16 protein-coding genes are annotated in these 18,013 nt (G+C 65.8%); 3 read left to right on the top strand and 13 right to left on the bottom strand.

The genetic code is table 11. The features are described from left to right. The first annotated feature begins 118 nt into the window (after nucleotides 1-118). On the top strand, nucleotides 119-871 hold the full coding sequence (locus BN1133_RS00345) for a DODA-type extradiol aromatic ring-opening family dioxygenase (RefSeq protein WP_050664583.1): 753 nt from the start codon (nucleotides 119-121) through the stop codon (nucleotides 869-871). Here the strand turns inward: BN1133_RS00345 and BN1133_RS00340 are convergent. The 3 genes from BN1133_RS00340 to BN1133_RS00330 all read right to left on the bottom strand — a co-directional run bounded on the left by BN1133_RS00340 (nucleotide 868) and on the right by BN1133_RS00330 (nucleotide 4,355). Beyond that, nucleotides 868-1,617 carry a gamma-glutamyl-gamma-aminobutyrate hydrolase family protein gene (locus BN1133_RS00340; RefSeq protein ID WP_224160009.1) on the bottom strand — a complete coding sequence of 250 codons (750 nt, stop codon included), beginning with the start codon at nucleotides 1,615-1,617 and terminating at the stop codon, nucleotides 868-870. The genes BN1133_RS00345 and BN1133_RS00340 overlap by 4 nt on opposite strands. 353 nt (nucleotides 1,618-1,970) lie before the next feature. Continuing rightward, a complete protein-coding gene (locus BN1133_RS00335) occupies nucleotides 1,971-2,570 on the bottom strand; it encodes a histidine phosphatase family protein (protein WP_050664581.1) in 600 nt (199 codons plus the stop codon). Between the two features lie 90 nt (nucleotides 2,571-2,660). After that, nucleotides 2,661-4,355 (bottom strand): pyridoxal phosphate-dependent decarboxylase family protein, encoded by a 1,695-nt coding sequence (locus tag BN1133_RS00330; RefSeq protein ID WP_050664580.1) that lies wholly within the window; start codon nucleotides 4,353-4,355, stop codon nucleotides 2,661-2,663. A 443-nt stretch (nucleotides 4,356-4,798) separates the two neighbouring features. On the opposite strand from BN1133_RS00330, the gene BN1133_RS00325 reads away from it, so the two are divergent. Beyond that, nucleotides 4,799-7,240, top strand: coding sequence for a diguanylate cyclase domain-containing protein (locus BN1133_RS00325; protein WP_082177832.1), 2,442 nt, complete (start codon nucleotides 4,799-4,801; stop codon nucleotides 7,238-7,240). On the opposite strand, the gene BN1133_RS00320 is transcribed toward BN1133_RS00325, so the two are convergent. The 9 genes from BN1133_RS00320 to BN1133_RS00280 all read right to left on the bottom strand — a co-directional run bounded on the left by BN1133_RS00320 (nucleotide 7,237) and on the right by BN1133_RS00280 (nucleotide 16,797). Next, nucleotides 7,237-8,418 carry an ABC transporter permease gene (locus BN1133_RS00320; RefSeq protein ID WP_231686213.1) on the bottom strand — a complete coding sequence of 394 codons (1,182 nt, stop codon included), beginning with the start codon at nucleotides 8,416-8,418 and terminating at the stop codon, nucleotides 7,237-7,239. The two genes, BN1133_RS00325 and BN1133_RS00320, sit on opposite strands and share 4 nt — an antisense overlap. Before the next feature lie 17 nt (nucleotides 8,419-8,435). Continuing rightward, entirely contained in the window at nucleotides 8,436-9,638 is a 1,203-nt protein-coding gene (locus tag BN1133_RS00315; RefSeq protein ID WP_050664579.1) for an ABC transporter permease, read from the bottom strand. Further along, entirely contained in the window at nucleotides 9,632-10,312 is a 681-nt protein-coding gene (locus BN1133_RS00310) for an ABC transporter ATP-binding protein (RefSeq protein WP_050664578.1), read from the bottom strand. Before BN1133_RS00310 ends, BN1133_RS00315 begins: the two co-directional genes overlap by 7 nt. Beyond that, nucleotides 10,305-11,435, bottom strand: a complete 1,131-nt coding sequence (locus tag BN1133_RS00305; protein WP_050664577.1) for an efflux RND transporter periplasmic adaptor subunit — start codon at nucleotides 11,433-11,435, stop codon at nucleotides 10,305-10,307. The genes BN1133_RS00310 and BN1133_RS00305 overlap by 8 nt, the downstream gene beginning before the upstream one ends. A 27-nt stretch (nucleotides 11,436-11,462) precedes the next feature. Continuing rightward, nucleotides 11,463-14,603, bottom strand: coding sequence for an efflux RND transporter permease subunit (locus BN1133_RS00300; RefSeq protein ID WP_050664576.1), 3,141 nt, complete (start codon nucleotides 14,601-14,603; stop codon nucleotides 11,463-11,465). Further along, nucleotides 14,593-15,537 carry an efflux RND transporter periplasmic adaptor subunit gene (locus tag BN1133_RS00295; RefSeq protein WP_231686218.1) on the bottom strand — a complete coding sequence of 315 codons (945 nt, stop codon included), beginning with the start codon at nucleotides 15,535-15,537 and terminating at the stop codon, nucleotides 14,593-14,595. The genes BN1133_RS00300 and BN1133_RS00295 overlap by 11 nt, the downstream gene beginning before the upstream one ends. Before the next feature lie 91 nt (nucleotides 15,538-15,628). After that, nucleotides 15,629-16,063: a DUF6691 family protein gene (locus tag BN1133_RS00290; RefSeq protein ID WP_050664574.1), complete on the bottom strand. Its 435-nt coding sequence runs from the start codon at nucleotides 16,061-16,063 to the stop codon at nucleotides 15,629-15,631. A 10-nt stretch (nucleotides 16,064-16,073) separates the two neighbouring features. Then, the gene (locus tag BN1133_RS00285) at nucleotides 16,074-16,487 is read right to left on the bottom strand and encodes a YeeE/YedE family protein (protein ID WP_050664573.1); all 414 of its coding nucleotides are present in this window, start codon (nucleotides 16,485-16,487) and stop codon (nucleotides 16,074-16,076) included. Then, nucleotides 16,480-16,797: an ArsR/SmtB family transcription factor gene (locus BN1133_RS00280; protein ID WP_050664572.1), complete on the bottom strand. Its 318-nt coding sequence runs from the start codon at nucleotides 16,795-16,797 to the stop codon at nucleotides 16,480-16,482. The genes BN1133_RS00285 and BN1133_RS00280 overlap by 8 nt, the downstream gene beginning before the upstream one ends. A 91-nt stretch (nucleotides 16,798-16,888) precedes the next feature. Here BN1133_RS00280 and BN1133_RS00275 point away from each other — a divergent pair, with 91 nt between their 5' ends. After that, the gene (locus BN1133_RS00275) at nucleotides 16,889-17,077 is read left to right on the top strand and encodes a YgaP family membrane protein (protein WP_050664571.1); all 189 of its coding nucleotides are present in this window, start codon (nucleotides 16,889-16,891) and stop codon (nucleotides 17,075-17,077) included. A 27-nt stretch (nucleotides 17,078-17,104) separates the two neighbouring features. On the opposite strand, the gene BN1133_RS00270 is transcribed toward BN1133_RS00275, so the two are convergent. Next, nucleotides 17,105-17,989 (bottom strand): cation diffusion facilitator family transporter, encoded by an 885-nt coding sequence (locus BN1133_RS00270; RefSeq protein WP_050664570.1) that lies wholly within the window; start codon nucleotides 17,987-17,989, stop codon nucleotides 17,105-17,107. Nucleotides 17,990-18,013 lie beyond the last annotated feature (24 nt).

Below are 18,013 nucleotides of genomic sequence, written 5' to 3'. Positions count from 1 at the left end.
TGTCCTCACAGATTAACCTGCAATCACCACTCTGTCAGCCCATCAATCACGTTGTGCTTCTCTGTTCTTCCGGTCGGGCTTATGCTCCGAGAAGCACTGCACGAAGAGGCCTGGCACCATGTCCCATCCCGCCCCCGTCTGGTTTATCTCCCACGGCTCACCGGATCTGGTGCTGCGTCGCCCGCCGGCCTGCGCCTTTCTCGAGACGGCGAGACTGGAGCGGGTCCAAGCCCTGGCGGTCCTCTCGGCGCACTGGTATAGCCAGGCGCCGCAGATAGGCTGCTCGTCCGGGCATGAGCTGATGTACGACTTCTACGGTTTTCCCGACCCTCTCTACCAAATACGCTGGCCCGGGAAGAGCACCGACGCCTTGGTTGAGCGTGTTGCCGGTCTGCTCGATGCGCAGGTTTCCCCCCGCCCCTTCGATCACGGAGTCTGGTCTCCCCTCTCCCTGATGGATCCGCAGGGAAAGATACCCCTGCTGCAGATATCCCTCCCCGAGCCGTGGTCACCGGCGGCCCTGTGGGCACTGGGTGAGCGCCTCTCGATGCTGCGTCACGAAGGGATAGGGATAGTGGCATCCGGCTCCCTGACCCACAATCTGGGCGCCCTGAAGTGGCGTGGGGGCGAGCCGGATCCCTGGGCCAGCCACTTCATCGACTGGCTGGAAGCGAAGCTGCAAGACGACGATAAAGGAGCACTGCTGGAGTACCGCGCTCAGGCCCCCCATGCGGTGCTCGCGCACCCGGTGGACGATCACCTCAGACCCCTCTTCGTCGCACTGGGTGCAGCGGGAGAGGCGCCATGGACCCGGCTGCACGAGAGCTGGGATCTGGGCAACCTCTATATGGGATGCTATCGCTGGGGTTAGCTCACGGCCTCCAGTCTGGGCTTGCGCTGCACGGTGCGGGCACGACACGCCTCACCAAATGCCTTGAAGAGACGGATCGAGTAGGGATTCTCGCTGGCCTTCCACTCCGGGTGCCACTGCACCCCCAACACGAAGGCCCCTCCCTTCATTCCCACCGCCTCGACCAGACCATCCTCCGCATAGGCCAGAGGGTGTAACCCCTCGCCCAGACGGCATAGCCCCTGGCCATGCAGTGAGTTCACCATGATGGTATCGCTGCCGAGCACCTGGCGCAGCCACTCTCCCTCGACCAGGGTGATGGCGTGGCTCTCGCCATACTGCTCGTCCACCGAAGCCGTGCTGTCCTCCCGGTGATCCTCATACTCCTCTTCGCTGTAGACCTTCTGATAGAGATCGCCGCCCAGGGCAACGTTGAGCTCCTGCATGCCACGGCAGATGCCAAAGATGGGCAGCCCACGAGCCAGAGCGCCGTGGATGAGGGCGATATCGACCCTGTCCCTCTCCTGATCCTGCTGCTTCTCCGGCGTCAGATTCTCCTGGCCATAAAGCCCGGGATCGATGTTGGAGCCGGCGCCGGTCAGATAGAGGCCATCGGCCATATCCAGATAGTGATCCAGATCATCCACGCCACAGCAGGTGGGCACCAGTAGCGGCACACAGCCGGACTGCTCCACCAGGGGCAGGATGTACTTGTGCGTCATTACCTGATAGTCGTGACCGGCACGGGCCTGGCTGCCCATGGTCATCAATACGGTCGGCTTGCGCTTGCCCTGTCCCTGGGGTCTGGCATGGGCGAGCTGACCATGTGAGGAGAGTGGGAGAGTATTTGGCATAAATCACCTGCATTTCCCTGTCAGTAGTCTGGTTCGCGCCGACCCGGACACTCCCGCCCGGGCTGCCATGTGACAGATGGCCTGGCGATGGCGCGACGCGATCCGACGAGATCGCGCTTACCCACAGTCTGCCTTGGCCGTTTAATATATCAACCCCTTTTTGATACATTTTTTTAACATTACGATGGGAAGACCCGATGGGAGAGCAATTTTAGGGGGCCACAGACCCATGGATGACAGAAACAGATATTCATCTGATTAAAATGCTAAACATCAGCATGGTTATGCGGGGATGGATGCAGACAGGGTTGCACTGGCAACCTGAAGTGAAGCCACTCTCCGTTGCCAAGGGGGCGATCGAAGAAGGTCGCAAACCCCTCGACCAGCAAGGCTCGGCACATGCGCCCCACCACCCCATGGGCCACCATCAGCACCCGCTCCCCATGATGCTGCTGCGCCAGGGCCGTCAGCGCCATCCCCAATCGGGCGGCCATCGCGGTCAAGGGTTCACCGCCAGGGGGGGCCAAGTGCCAACGGCGGGTGATGTCGAGGGCCCAGAGATCGGGATAACGCTGCGCCGCCTCCTCGTGCGTCAATCCTTCGAAGCAGCCGACCCCTCGCTCGCGAAAGGCGGGCACCACCCTGGGCGCAAGCCCCAGCCGCTCTCCCAGCAGGGCCGCGCTCTGGCGTGCCCGCAGCAGAGGGGAGCAGAGCAGGCAGTCAAACGGCATCTCGCGGGCCAGCTCTTCCCCAAGCGCCCGCATCTGCTCCTGCCCTACAGGGTCGAGGGGCAAGTCCAGTGTGCCCAAGTAACGCCCCTGGGCATTGGCCAGGGTCTGCCCGTGGCGCACCACAACAAGCTCCATATGTCTCTCCATCTTGATAAGCGGCCTTTGTATCACGGCGGCGCACAGACAAAAAAGGCGGGCCGAGCCCGCCTTGTGACGCAGGAACGCTTATCCCCTCAAGTGGGCGATAAAGGCATCGATCTGTGCCCGGGTGCAGGCGGGGTTCATAAACACCGCCTTCTCCCCGGCGATGTAAGAGTAACGTCCGCGCTCGTCGTAGTCGGAGCGGGCCGCCGCCTCCACCCAGTTGGTGAAGAGCCCCACCTTGCCACGCCCCTTGAACAGGCTGCGGTGCCAATCGGTATTACGGGCCAGACGAGCCCGGTAGGCGGGGTCGTTGGAGCGGGCCAGCTCGAAGGCGAACTCGGCCTCCGGATCGCTGACCCACTCGGGGTTGTAGATCTTGAAGCCCACGCTCGGCCCCTGGTTCTCCTGGGCCACCAGCTTGACGTTGCCAAGCTGGCTCAGGCGAAAGCGGAAGTAGTTGGCATTTTGCAGGCAGTGGGCCAGCACGATGCGATACCCCTCGACCCCCATGTAGTTAAGCGCCGCGTAGGCACCAAACAGACCGCTCGCCCCGCGAGAGCACTCTATGGTGGACTGCAAGTGGGTGTGGCCCTGGATGTCGCGCTCGAAATAGGAGAAGTTCTCCGGGTCGTTCTCCATCGCCTTGAGATCGTCCTGTTCTTTTATCATCACCAGGCTGGAGGTGTAGGGCACATAGCCCCACTTCTGGAAGTCGACGGTGAACGAATCGGCGAATTTCAGCTCGGCAAAGCGTGCCACGTTGCGCTCAATCCCGGCCAGGGTGGCGGCGTTGATGGCCAGCGGGTTGGCGGCGAAATCGTAACCCAGGAAGAAGATCATCGACCAGCCGATAGCCGCGTCCACGTGGATATGGGGCTTGACCGCCACCTCGAAGCGCTCGCACAGGCGATCGCGCAGCTCGACCACGGGTTTCACCCGATCCACCCCGAAGGTGTCGGTGGTGCCCATGGTGAGCATGATGGTCGGCACCACATGCTTCAGGGCAAAACAGGCGGTCAGGGTGCGCTCGAGATCGGCCAGATCGATGTCGTTGTTCTCGCCCACCTGGATACGGATGGTCTTGTTGTCGATGTCCACCCCGAGCAGGGAGAGGTTGGTGATGTTGGAGTAGTGGCCGCCCTGGGAGTTGATGATGCGGTAGTCCTGATAGTGGCCGAGCCCCTTGTGCTTGGCCTCGGGCAGGCTCTTGCGAATGCCGAGCAGGTAGCCGTAGAGGTTACAGAAGGTCCCCCCCTGGGTGAAGATGCCGGTGGCGCGCTCCGGGTCATAGCCCGCCAGCAGGGCGATTTGGCGCACTACCTTCTTCTCCAGCTCCTCGGCCACCCCGGCGTACTCCGAGTAGACCAGGTTGGGGTTGGCAAGGATGCCCATCTGGGCACCATAGATGGCGGGATCCGCCGGCATGGTGACCACGTTCTCGACGCTGGAGGGATTCTCCCAGTCCTTGGAGAGGGCGCCGGCGAAGATCAGCTCGTCCAGGGGCGTTCTCGGATCGCGCATGGCGGCCGGCACCGGCATGGTCTCACACAGATCGGCGAGGCGGGCTTGGCCATCCGGCCAGGCGTTGAGGCGCTCCGACGGGGCCAGGGCGCGGGCACGAAAGGCATTGAGGGCGGCAAAACCGGGTTCACGATAGACAGGCCAGAGATCGGGGTCACGAGAGAAGTAGTTGGCCTTGACCGAGGCAAAGAGACGGGAGAAACCGGGGGAAACGGCGTTCACCGCTTCGTCTTGCAGATAGAGTAAATGATGCATTGTTATGATGTTCCAGCTTTCGGGTAGCGCAGTTATACGCCTCAGGCCCCTCGACTTAACACCGACAATTCCTCATGGCTTCCCCTAGTTTTTGTTATCCGAATCATCCATTCCATAACAGGGATGGCAAAAATAACAAAATCATCAATAACATGGCAGCGCCAAGTATTGACGCATAAAAGCACTAAACGAAGATTAATTCACCTCTTTAAGGGCTCCATTTAAGACAAGTTTGATTAAAATACCGACCATGCGATCTCCGTACGAAACTCACTCATAGCCCATCGAAGCCATAAAAAACAAACTAGCACTATTTATTGTGACCAACGACCCAAAAATAGCATCTTCTTTCCCTGTTAAAGGGCCGGGGTGCAGAGATTTATTGCAGGCAACCGCAATTTGATTGACCTTATAACAAGGCCGGCTTCGACGAGAGAGGCAGTATGACGCTGGGCAACTCCATCGTGTTTTCTACCACCGCAGGAGAAGCCATTGCGCGGCTGCTACTCCTGCTCTCCTTGCTTTTCTCACCGGCAGCGTTCCCCCTCGAGCGGGTAACAGTCCAGCTCAAATGGCACCATCAGTTCCAGTTTGCCGGCCTCTATGCCGCCCAGTTCCAGGGCTTTTATAAAGCGGCTGGGCTGGATGTGACCCTCAAGGAGGCCCCCCCCTCCACCGACGTGGTTGCCCTGGTGCTCAGCGGTCAGGCCAACTACGGCATCGGTGGCAGCGATCTGCTGCGAGCCCGCGCCGCAGGCCAGCCAGTGGTGGCCCTGGCAGCCATCTTCCAACACTCCCCCATGACGCTGTTAACCCTGGAGCGCGACGATCTGCAGCAGCTTAAGGATCTGGCGGGCAAACGGCTGATGCTGGAGCCCCATGGGGAAGAGCTCACCGCCATGCTGCTGCGAAACCGGGTGACCCCGGCCAGCCAGCAGCCCCACACCCAAGATCTGACCCCCCTGCTGGATGGCAGGGTGGATGCCATGAGCGCCTACAGCACCGATGAGCCTTACCAACTCACGGCCCTCGGCATCCCCTATCGCCTCTTCACGCCACGGGATGCGGGGATCGACTTCTACGGGGATGTGCTCTTCACCACAGACAAGGAGCTGGCACTCCACCCAAAGCGGGTGCACGCCTTTCGCGAGGCAACCCTCAAGGGGTGGCGTTACGCCCTCGATAACCCCGATCGGGTGATCGACTGGCTGCTGGCCAACCACCCCAGCAGCTTCGGCCGCGCCGCGCTGGAGTTTGAGGCTCGCGAGACCGGAAAGTTGATGGAGCCCGAGGTGATAGAGCCCGGCTATATGCAGCCGGAGCGATGGCGGGCCATCGGTGAGACTTACCGCAGCCTGGGCCTCATCACGGCGATCCCCGATCTGACCCGCTTTCTCTATGACCCGGCGGCTCGCCAGTTCAGGCTGCAAGCCATGGCGTTCGATCGCACCCTCGCCATCGGCATCCTTATCGCCATCCTGCTGGGCCTGACCCTGATCATCTTCTGCCATCTCTACCTGCGCCTTAAGCGGGAGAGCCACCAACGCCAGCGCCTCACCGGTGAACTGGCAGAGCGGGAGCAGCACTACCGCTTCGTGACCGAGAACAGTGCCGACGTGATCTGGACCATGGACGTGGCCACCCTGCGCTTTACCTATATCAGTCCGGCCATTCGTCACCTGCTGGAGCTGACCCCGAGCGAGGCGATGGCCCTCCCCCTGCAGCAACTGATGACAGACGGCTCCCTGCTGGATCTGCAGAAAAGACTGCAAGAAGCCCTGGTGGCCTGGGATCAGGGGGCCTATCGACAGACTCGCCAGCTGCTGCGACTCGCCCTCTACCACAGGCGAGGCCACCTGGTCACCACAGAGGTCACCACCACCCTGCACGGGGATCAGAGAGGGCGCCCTCACGCCATATTGGGCGTGACCCGCGATATCAGCGAGCGCATCGAGCACGAAGAGATGATGCAGCGCCTCGCCTTTCACGATCAGCTCACCAACCTGCCCAATCGACGGCTGCTACAGCGCAGGCTGGGTGAGGCACTGACCCGGGGCGAACCCCTGGCCATCGTGTTTATCGATCTCGATCACTTCAAACCCATCAACGACACCCTGGGCCATGAGGTGGGGGATGCCCTGTTGGTGCTGGTGGCCGAGCGCATGCTCGATACGGTGCGGGCCCAGGATCTGGTGGCCCGCCTCGGCGGTGATGAATTCGTCATGCTGTTGCCTGGCATGGGGGATGAGGCCCTCTCCTTGGCCGACACCCTGCATCACAATCTCGCCATCCCCTTCCACATGGCCAGTGGCGAGACTCTCCACATCTCCAGCAGCATAGGGGTCGCCCTCTATCCCGAGCACGGCAAGAGTGCCCGCGAGCTGATGCACCATGCGGATCAGGCCATGTATCAGGCCAAGCGCAATGGTCGTGGCCGGGTCGCCCTCTACAGCCAGGCTCTGGATCCCAACCAGGAGACCCTGAACTGGAGTGCCAGCCAGGAGTGTGGCCACCCTCGTCTGGATGCCGAGCACCGCCAGCTGTTGGTCCTCACCAACCGGCTGCTGGAGCGGGCCCAGGAGCGTGAACAGAGCCCGGCCCTCTTCCTCGAGGCGCTGCGAGCCCTGGTCGAGGCCACTCGCCACCATTTCGCCTACGAGGAAGAGGTGTTGAGCCAACTCGGTTACCGGGATCTGGCCGATCACCATCAGGCCCACCAGGAGCTACTCCTGGAAGCCGAGAGACTGCTCGCGGCGGCGCGCAGCGGTGAGCTGGGGGGAGATCAGTTACTCAACTTCGTTATTCAGGATCTGGTCGTTGGCCATATGAGCCAGTGCGATCGTCGCTACTTCTCTCTGGTGCGCAGCCTGCGCCGCGGGCCCTAGTCACCGCGCAGGGCCACGACGGGGTCGAGGCGCACCGCCCGCAAGGCCGGCGCCACCCCGGCGAGCAGCCCCACCAGGGCGCTACCCGCCAGCGCCAGCAGCAAATAGAGAGGGTGCAGCGCCAACGGCAGGGCCGGCAGCAGCCAGCCGGTCAGCAGGCTGGCCCCAAGCAGCAGCAGGAGCCCGAGCATCCCCCCCGCCAGAGCCAGCGCCATGGCCTCGAGCAAAAACAGGGTGAGAATTTGCCGGCGCGGGCTGCCGAGGGCCATCAGCAGGCCAATCTCGGGAACTCGCTCCTGCTGGCTGATGCTCATGATGCTGAAGATGCCGACCGCCCCGATGAGCAGCGACACCACCCCGAGCCCGCCGATGGCGAGCTTCACCATCGCCAAGATCTTGTCGAGGCTTGCCAGCATCTCCTGCTGGGAGAGCAGGGTAAAATCCTCCGCCCCGTGGCGGGCGATGAGCAGGCGTCGCACCCGCTCCAACACCACGGACTCGAGCTCTCCGGCCCCGTAGACGAGGTCTATCTCCTGCAGCCCCTCCCGGTTGAACAGGGCCTGGGCGTGGGCCGCCGGCACATAGATCATGTCGTCGAGATCGAAGCCGAGGAACTGCCCCTTGGGGGCCAGCACCCCCACCACCCGAAAGCGCCGATCGCCGGCCCGGATCAGGCTCCCCGGCGCGCCGCCGCAGGGGAACAGCTCGGCCGCCACCTTGGCCCCCAGCACCGTCAGGGCGCGCGGCATGGCCCCCTCCTCGGCCGGCAGGAAGCGCCCCTCGGCCAGAGTCAGGCGCCAGCCGGCCAGCGCCGCCGAGCCGGTACCCAGGATGGCGGTGCTGCGGGTCAGCCCCCGGCTGCGCACCTCCCCCTGCCCCTGCACCACCGGCAGCACCGACTCCACCCCGGGCAGGCGCGCCAGGGCCTCGGCGTCCAGCAACAGCAGCGGGCGGCTACTCGAGAGCAGGCCCGGGGGGCCGCCGCCGGTCTGGGTCTTGCCCGGGGTGACCGCCACCAGCCGGGTGCCAAACTGGGCGAAACTCCCTTGCAGGTAGAGGCGCAGCCCCTCGCCGATGCCGGTCAGCAGGGTGACGGCGGCAATGCCGATGGCGATGCCGAGTGCCGAGAGCAGGCTGCGGCTGCCGGCGGCCCCAAGGGCGCGCCACAGCCAGGCCATGAGATCCCCGGCGCGCATCAGGCCCCCCACTGGCCGCTGCGCAGGCTGCCGACCGGCTCCTGACGCGCCGCCCGGCTGGCCGGCAGCCAGCTGAAAAAGAGCCCCACCGCGATCGCCGCCGGCAGGCTTATCAGGGGCGCCGGCCAAGGCACCGCCAGGGGGAAGGCGGGCCAAAGCGCACCGCCAAGCGCCACCAGCAGGTAACCGAGCGCCACGCCGAGCAGGCCGCCGCCTCCGGCGAGCAGCAGGGCCTCCCACAGAAACAGCCGGCGAATGGTGGCGCCGTCGGCCCCCAACGCCTTGAGCAGGCCTATCTCGCCGGTGCGCTGGCGGGTGCTGATAAGAGCCAGGTTCATCATCATGATGCCCGACACCAGCAGGCTGATGGCGCCGATGCCGGCGACCGCCAGGGTCAGGGTAGCGAGGATGGAGGAAAACGCCGCCAGCATGGCGTCGCGCCGCACCAGGGTCACGTCCAGGGTGCCGTGGCGCGCCTGCATCAGCCGCTCGAGGCGCGCCGTCAGCGAGTCCAGCCCCTGACCGGCCAGGGGCTGGATCACCAGGCGAAACAGCCCCTCGGTGTTGAACTGGGTGAGGGAACGCTCGACCGGGATCAGGGCGGTCTCGGCGAGATCCATGCCGAGGTTGCTGCTCTGGCTGGTGAAGCGCCCCACCACACGGTAGCGGCGCCCGTCGAGACGCACCCACATCCCCACCGGGTCCCGCTCGCCGAACAGCTCGCGCGAAAGCGTGGCCCCGAGCAGGGTAACCGGCGGGCTGCCCGCCGGCAGCCAGCGACCGGAGGTAAGAGTCAGGCCGTGGGTCTCGCGCAGCCCGTTGCGGGTGCCGAGCACCATGGCGCTGCGCAGCCGCCCGCCGGCGGCCACCTCGGCGGTGCCGAGCACCAGGGGCACCAGGCGAAGTGCCGGTTCGCGCCGGGCGAGAAAGTCCACGTCCTCCAAAGTGATGCCCCGCAGGCTGTTGCCGGTCAGAGGCGGCAGGCCGCCCCGGGTCTCCTTGCGGCCGGGAAACATCACCAGCAGATCCTTGCCGAGGCTGGCAAACTCCGCCGCCACGTAACGCCGCGCCCCCTCCCCCAGGGCCGTGAGCAGCAGCACCGAGGCGACGCTCAGGCTCACCGCCGCGATCAGGGTCAGGGCACGGCCGCGATGGCGCAGCAGGGCGGTGGCGGCGAAGGCGATGGCGTCGCGCCCTAGCATGGGGACTCCAGCCGGCCGTCATTCATGGAGATGCGCCGCCCCGCCCGCGCCCCGAGCCGCTCGTCGTGGGTCACCACCACCAGGGTCACCCCGCGCTCGCGGTTGAGGCGCTCGAGCAGGGCGATCACCTCCTCCCCCGAGCGGGAATCCAGGTTGCCGGTCGGCTCATCGGCGAGCAGCAGGCGAGGCCGGGTCACCATGGCGCGGGCGATGGCCACCCGTTGGCGCTGGCCGCCGGAGAGCTCGGCAGGCCTGTGGTCGGCGCGCTCGCCGAGCCCGAGATCGGCAAGCAGAGCCGCCACCCGGGCCGTTCGCTCGGCGGGGGCCATCCCGGCCAGCATCAGGGGCAGGGCCACGTTCTCGAAGGCTGTGAGGCGCGGCACCAGATGAAACGACTGGAACACGAAGCCGATGGCCTGACCGCGCAGACGGGCGAGCTCGGGCTCGGTCAGGCGGGCGGTGCGCGCCCCCTCAAGCCAGTACTCGCCCTCGTCGGGCCGATCCAGCAGCCCCAGCACGTTGAGCAGGGTCGACTTGCCCGAGCCCGAGGGCCCCATCACCGCCAGGTACTCCCCCGCCTCGATGGCGAGGCTTACCCCATTGAGGGCCAGCACCTCGCTGCCCCCCAGATTGAAGCGCCGGCACACCCCCTCGAGGCGAATGAGCTCACTCATGGGCGCCCTCGGGGCGGTAGGGCCCCTCCCCCTTGATGAGGGCGGGCTGGGCGGCGAGCCTGTCCCCCTCGGCCAGGCCCGAGATCACCTCAACCCAGTTCCAGCTCTCGAGCCCCCATTCCGGGGTGAGACGCACCAGGCGATCCCCTTCCAGGCGCAGCACGCTGCCATCCTCGGCCCGGGCGCTCGCGGGAATACGCAGGGTCTTGGCGATGCGCCCCGTGGTCACCTCGAGATCGGCGCTGTAGCCCACCAGCAGGGGGGCGCCAGTGAGCGTCTCCTCGATGGCCGCCTCTACCTCCACGGTGCGGGCCTGCTTCTCAAGCTCCTTCACATAGGGGGCGATGCGGGTGATCTCGGCCGCCAGCTCGCGCCCGGGCATGGCGTCGAGCAGCACACGAGCCGGCTGGCCGAGGCGCAGGCGGGCAGCATCCACCTCGTCGATGGGGGCGGAGACATAGAGACAGGTATCGTCGATGAGATCGATGACGGGGGGCATGGCGACCCCGGGAGGCGAGGGGGTCATGTATTCGCCGAGCTTGCTGTTGACCTCGGCCACCACCCCGTCGAAGGGGGCGAGCAGGGTGCGCTCGGTCAGGCGCGCCTGCACCTGCGCCACCTGGGCTGCGTCCACCCCCAGCTGATCGCTCGCGGCCTCGCAGGCGAGGCGGCGGCTGTCGGCCAGGTTCTGGGCCTGCTCGGCCAGGGTGCGCGAGGTGAGGTTCTTGGCCAGCAGGGTGGCCAAACGCGCCGCCTCGCGCCGGTAGAATTCGGCCTCGGTGCAGCTGCGCGCGCGCTCGGTACGCCCCAGGATGGCCAGGGCGCGGGCACGGGCGAGCTCGGCCTCGAGATCCCCGCTCCACAGGCGCAGCAGCAGCTGCCCCTGCTTGACCCTCTCCCCCGCCTGCACCGCCACCTGACTCACCACGCCGCCGCCAGGCAGGCTCAGGCCGGATCGGCGGCACGACTTGATGGTGCCGGCCCGGGTGTTGACGACCGTGACCCGCACCTCGCCGCGCTCCACGCTCACCAGCGGGACAGGCGTCGCCACCGGGCGCAGCCACCAGGCCAGGGCGAGGGTCGCCAGCACGGCGCCCCCGCCTCCCCACCACCATTTTCTCATGGCTGTCTCCCCATCCGGGGCGCGCCGTCAGCCCCGGCGCGCGAGCAGGGCGTAATAGAGCAAGGGTATCACCACCAGGGTCAACAGGGTCGAGACCAGGATCCCGAAGATGAGGGAAATGGCCAGCCCATTGAAGATGGGGTCATCCAGGATAAACAGGGCGCCTGTCATGGCCGCCAGCGCCGTCAGCAGGATCGGCTTGGCGCGCACCTGGGCGGCGCGGATCACCGCCTGCTCGAAGGGGGTGCCCTGGCCTCGCTCCAGCTCGATGAAGTCCACCAGCAGTATGCTGTTGCGCACTATGATGCCGGCCAGGGCTATCATGCCGATCATCGAGGTGGCGGTGAACTGGGCGCCGAGCAGGGCATGGCCCGGCATGACACCGATCAGGGTGAGCGGGATGGGCGCCATGATGATGAGGGGTACCAGGTAGGAGCGGAACTGGGCCACCACCAGCAGGTAGATAAGCACCATGCCGACGGCGTAGGCGATCCCCATGTCGCGGAAGGTCTCATAGGTCACCTTCCACTCCCCGTCCCACAGGATGGCCACCTCTCCGGGGCCATTGGGCTGGTGCACATAGTACTGGGGCAACGCGATACGGCTGCCCGCCTCCACCATGCCGTAGAGGGGGCTGTCGAGCGAGCCGGCCATGTCGGCCACCACCATCACCATGGGGAGCATGTTCTTGTGGGTGATATAGGGGGGCAGGGTCTCGTCCCGCCGCTCGATGATCTCCGAGAGGGGGACAAGCCCCCCCGACGCTCCACGCACCTTGAGGGCCAGCACGCCGCGGAGATCGACCCGGTCGGCCTGGCTCAGGGTGAGGCGCACCGGCACCGGGTACTTGGCCTCCTCCCGGTGCAGCCAGGTGACGTCGGCGTCTCCCACTGCGGCGGCCAGGGTAGCCACTGCCTCTTGCGCATCCACCCCGAGCCGGGCCGCCTTGCTGCGGTCGAGGACAAGGCGCCACAGGGGCTGGGCATCGGGTCGGTAGAGATCGATGTCGACCACATCGGGCGTCTCGCGCAGGGCCGTCATCACCTGCTCGGCCCCCTGGGCACGCAGGGCATCGGTCGGACCGTAGACCTCGGCCAGTATGGGTGACCAGACCGGCGGTCCGGGCGGCACCTCCACCACCTTGAGATTGCCCCCCTCGGCGCGGGCGATGGCCTGCAATGGCTCCCGCAGGGCGCGGGCGATGGCGTGGCTGCTGCGCGAGCGCGCGTGCTTGTCCACCAGGTTGACCTGGATGTCGCCCACGTTGGCGCCGCCACGCACGAAGTAGTGGCGTACCAGGCCATTGAAATTGATGGGGGCCGCGGTGCCGGCGTAGATCTGGTAGTCCTTCACCTCGGGCACCTTGCCAAGCTCGCGGCCGAGCGCCATCAGGGTGCGCTGGGTCTGCTCCAGGCTGGTTCCCTCGGGCATGTCGAGTACCAGCTGGAATTCGGACTTGTTGTCAAAGGGGAGCATCTTGAGCACCACCCACTGGAGCGCCGGCAGGTTGGCCGCGGCCCCCACCAGCAGGATCACGGCGAGCCACAGCAGGCGCCTCGCCCGCCTCGCTCCCGCCCCGATGAGAAAGGGGGACATCAGCCGCTCAAACAGGGTGCCACTCCCGGCGGTTGGCGTCTGATGGGCGTGATGGCCAAGCAGGTGCCCGGCGAGCCAGGGGGAGAAGATGAAGGCGACCAGCAGGGAGAGCAGCATTCCCATGCTGGCGTTGATGGGGATGGGGCTCATGTAGGGGCCCATCAGGCCGCTGACAAACGCCATCGGCAGCAGGGCGGCGATGACGGTGAGGGTGGCGAGTATGGTCGGCCCCCCCACCTCGTCTACCGCCCCCGGGATAAGCTCGCGCAGGGGGCGTGGGGAGAGCGCCCGGTGACGGTGAATGTTCTCCACCACCACGATGGCGTCATCGACCAAAATGCCGATGGAGAAGATAAGGGCAAACAGCGACACCCGGTTGAGGGTAAACCCCCAAGCCCAGGAGGCAAACAGGGTGAGCAGCAGGGTAATGACGATGGCGAGCCCTACCACCAGGGCCTCGCGCCAACCCATGCTCACCACCACCAGCAGCACCACGGCCGCGGTGGCGAAGATGAGCTTGCCGATCAGGGTATTGGACTTGTCGGCGGCGGTCACCCCGTAGTCGCGGGTGACACTCACCTCGATCTCGCTCGGTAGCAGGCGACCCTCAAGCTGTGCCACCCGCGCCTCGATACGCCTGGCCACCTCTACCGCGTTCTGCCCCGGCTGCTTGCCGATGGCGAGAGTGACCGCCGGGTAGGGCCCCCCCTGAGACGTGGCAAACCAGGCGAAGCGGGTCGGCTGAGCCGCGCCGAGGCCAATGCTGGCCACCTCTCCCAGGTAGACGGGTCTGCCCTCCTGCACACCGACCACCAACTGTGCCACCTCGTCGGCCGTGCGCAAGAATGCACCGGTCTGTACCTTGAACTCCCGGTTATCCTGGGTGATGCCCGCCAGCGGCGCGACCCGGTTGGCGGCGCCGAGTCGCTGGCTCAGCGCCTGCAGCGTCAGGCCGTGGGCCGCCAGGGCGGCGGGATCCAGGGTCACGTTCAGCACCTCGTCGTGCCCGCCCAGGGTGGTGATGTCACGGGTGCCCGGCAGGCGCTTGAGCTCGGTCTCGAGCTCGTGGGCGGCGCGGGTCAGGGCGGCGGCGCCCAGGCTCTTGCTCCACAGGGTGAGGCTGACGATGGGCACGTCATCGATGCCACGCGGCTTGATGAGGGGCTCCCCCACGCCGAGACCGGCGGGAAGCCAATCCTTGTTGGCGTAAAGCTGGTTGTAGAGATCGACGATGGCCCGCTCCCGCTTCACCCCCACCTTGAACACCACGACGATGAGGGCGCCGTCGGGCTGGGAGAAGGAGTAGAGGGTATCGATGCCGGCCAGTTGGGAGATCACCTGCTCGGCCGGGGTGGTGACCAGGTTTTCCACCTCGCGCGGGCTGGCCCCCGGATAAGGGATGTAGACATCGGCGAAGGTAACGTCGATCTGCGGCTCTTCCTCTTTGGGGGTCACCATGACGGCGAACAGGCCGAGCAGCAGGGCCACCAGAGCCAGCAGTGGCGTGATGGCGCTGCCCTGGAAGGCGGCGGCGAGGCGACCGGCGATGCCGAGGGGCTGCTCACTGCTCATGATCGCCCTCCCGTACCCGGGCCCAGGCATCGGCTGCGATGCGATCGCCGGCCTTGAGGCCGGCCAGGATCTCGACGCGCTCTCCTTCGCTCTCCCCCACCCGCACCGGGGTCAGGGTCCACGCCTCACCACGGCGCAGGTAGACGGCGCTGAGCTCCCCCTGACGCAACAAGGCACCAGCCGGTATCATCAAGGCGTTGCGCTCACCGAGACGCACCCGGACCTTGACCCACATGCCCGGGAGTACCCCGGCCTGGCGCTCGGGCAAGTCGAGACGCAGACGAAAGGTGTGGCTCTGGGGATCGGCATAGTCGAAGCGCTTGATGCGCAGCGGTTGTATTGCACCGCCAGGCAACAGCACCTCGATGGCATCGCTCTGCAAGGCGGCGCTGCCGAGGAGCGATTGGGGCAATTCACTCTCCACCCGCAGGGCATCGAGGGAGAGGCCGGAGAGCAGCGGTGTGCCGGGGGCGACCGTCTCTCCCAGCTCCACATGGCGGGCGGTGACCACACCCCCATAGGGGGCCAGGATCCGGGTGTAACCAAAGGCCTCGCGCGCCTGAACCAGGGCGGCGTCGGCCGCCTTCACCTCGGCCCGCGCCGCCAGGGCGGCGGCCTGGGCGTTATCGAGCTGGGAGCGGGTCACCACGCCCTTGACCGAGAGAGCCTGAAAGCGGGTGAGCTGGCGATCGGCCTCGCGCTGCTGAGCCTGGGCACGGGCGAGCCTGGCCTTGGCCCCTTCCACTGCGGCCGACTGCTCGTTGCCGCTGATCTCCAGCAGCGGTGCCCCGGTCTCTACCCGATCGTTGACGTCCACCAGCATACGCACGACGCGACCACTGGTCTGAGCGGCAACCGTACCCTGATTGATGGGCTCAACCCGACCATCCAGAGTAAGCCAGCGTGCCACCGGCTCCGCCTGCAGGGTTACCATCTCCTCGGCCTCGAGGGGCCCTGTCAACAAGAGCCCCAGCATCAGAGCGTGTATCCTCGTCGTCATGGTTCACCTCCCTGTGGGTCGTGCGTCAGGCGCGCGCGGCCAGAATACGCGGCACCAAGAGTCGGTCCACCAGCAGCAGACCGGCCCCCATGGCCGCCACGAACAGCACGATGAGGGGGTGGCCGCTGGCCAGCAGGCTGATGCCAGGCCCCGGACAAATCCCCACCATGCCCCAGCCTACCCCGAAAAGGGCAGCACCACCAAGCAAACGAGCGTCAATGCGGGCCGCAGGTACGGGAGGGAGCGACTGACCAAGCAGGCTCTGGCGACGGGGGCGCACCCACAGCAGGTAACCGGGCAGGAAGACCGCCAGGGCCCCGCCCATCACGAAACCCAGGCCAGGATCCCAGGCACCGGCCAGGTCAAGAAAACCGGTGACCCGGGCCGGATCCACCATGCCCGAAATAGCCAGGCCAAGGCCAAACAGGGTGCCCGAGAGCAGGGTGACAAACGGCAGCATGAGAGACTCCTTACAAGAGGTGGTGAGTGATGAAGACGGTGACGATACCGCTGGTCATAAAGGTCAGGGTCGCGGCCAGGGAGCGCGGCGACAGTCGCCCCATGCCGCAGATGCCGTGACCACTGGTACAGCCATTGCCAAGCCGGGTACCGACTCCGACCAGAAGCCCGGCACTCAACACCCAGGGCCAGGCCGGCAGGGCATCGAAAACGGGCAGGGTGGCCCAGCCCAGGGTGAAGGCGAGCCAGGCGCCGAGTCCCAGCCCCAACAGGAAAACCCAGCGCCAGGGAGTCCCCCGCTGCAGCGCCTCGGCCAGGATTCCGCTCACCCCGGCGATGCGCCCACCGACCAGCAGCAGAAGCAGGGCGGCGCCGCCTATCAGGGTGCCGCCCAGTAACGACAGCAACCATGGGGTCTCAATCATTCTCTTTCTCCTCGACGTGACAGAAGTGACGAGCCAGGGCGGCCAGCACATCACTCACCGCCTCGCTCCTCAGCGAGTAGTAAATCTGCTGGGACACCTTGCGCGAATGGATGAGCCCACAGCGCCGCAGCACCGCCAACTGCTGGGAGAAGGCGGACTGACCGAGACGGCTGTGGGCGAGCAGCTCGCCCACCCCCTTCTCCCCCTCGAGCAGCTGGCACAACACCAACAGACGCTCGGGATGGGCCAGGGCCTTGAGCAGGGTCGCGGCCGCTTCGGCGTGACGATTCATCTCATCGAACTGACTCATGGCTTTAAATTAGAAATTGCTGATATTTGCTCTATTTTATAAAGCAATGCTAAATTAGCAATGACTAATTCAATATGATGGGGAGGGAGTGATGACGGTAGACAATGGGGTAAGGGTGGTGGCGGGCTGCATGCTGCTGCTTTCCCTGGCACTGACCACCTGGGTACACCCGGCCTTTGTCTGGTTGAGTGTGTTTGTCGGTGCCAACCTGATCCAGAGCGCCTTCACCGGCTTCTGCCCGGCGGCGATGATCCTCAAGCGAATGGGATTTACGCAATGAAACGGGGCGGCCATGGCCGCCCCTCTGTTATAACGGGTGTACGCCATCAGGCTCCACATGAATAAGCACCACCGCATGGGGCAGCAGCCCCAGGATCGCCTCCTCCAGCTCGTCACACAGGGCATGAGCGCGATCCACCGTCATGGCCGGCGGCACCGTCAGGTGGAAGTCGATATGGCGGCGACGACCGGACTGTCGGCTGCGCAGGTCGTGATAGCCGGTGCCCCGGGGGCAACGCTCCCGTAGCAATGCCTCGAGTGAATCGAGCTCCCCCTCCTCCATTCGGTGATCGAGCAGACCACGCAGGGCCCGGGCCAAAAGCTCGGCGGCCTCCTTGAGGATGAACAGGGCCACGCCGATGGCGACCAGGGGGTCCAGGCGGGCCAGATCCCAACCCAGTACCATGCCACCCCAGATAAGCAGCAGCCCCGTCGCCACCCCGAGAGAGGTCAGCACATCGGCCTTCAGGTGCAAGGCATCGGCCTCGAGGGCCAGGGACTCCTCCTCCCGGGCGACCCGATAGAGGTGACGGGAGACCAACACGTTAACCAGGGCCGAGCCCCCCATCACCAGCACACCCCAGCCTGGGCCTGTCAGCGGCTCGGGAGCAAACAGCCTGGACCCCGCCTCCAACAGGATCCAGAGCGAGGCGGCCAGGATCAACAGCGCCTCGATGACGCCGGAGATGTTTTCTATCTTGTCATGTCCATAGGGGTGACAGGCATCGGGGGGCGCGTCGGAGCGCGACACCGAAAAGAAGGCGATGAGGGAGGCCACCAGATCCATGGCCGAGTGGATCGCCTCCGAGATGATGCTGACCGCCCCGGTGAGCAGGCCGACGGCCAGCTTGGCGACGATCAGCACGCTGTTGGAACAGACCGACAAGAGGGCGGCGCGACGTTTGCGGTTCATAACAACCACTCCGTGTGGGGTAAC

Source organism: Aeromonas schubertii (assembly GCF_000820105.1).
In the GTDB taxonomy this organism is placed as follows: Bacteria; Pseudomonadota; Gammaproteobacteria; order Enterobacterales; family Aeromonadaceae; genus Aeromonas; species Aeromonas schubertii.
The sequence above is the reverse complement of the archived record's forward strand: the minus strand, read 5'-3'. Positions and strand labels throughout refer to the sequence as shown.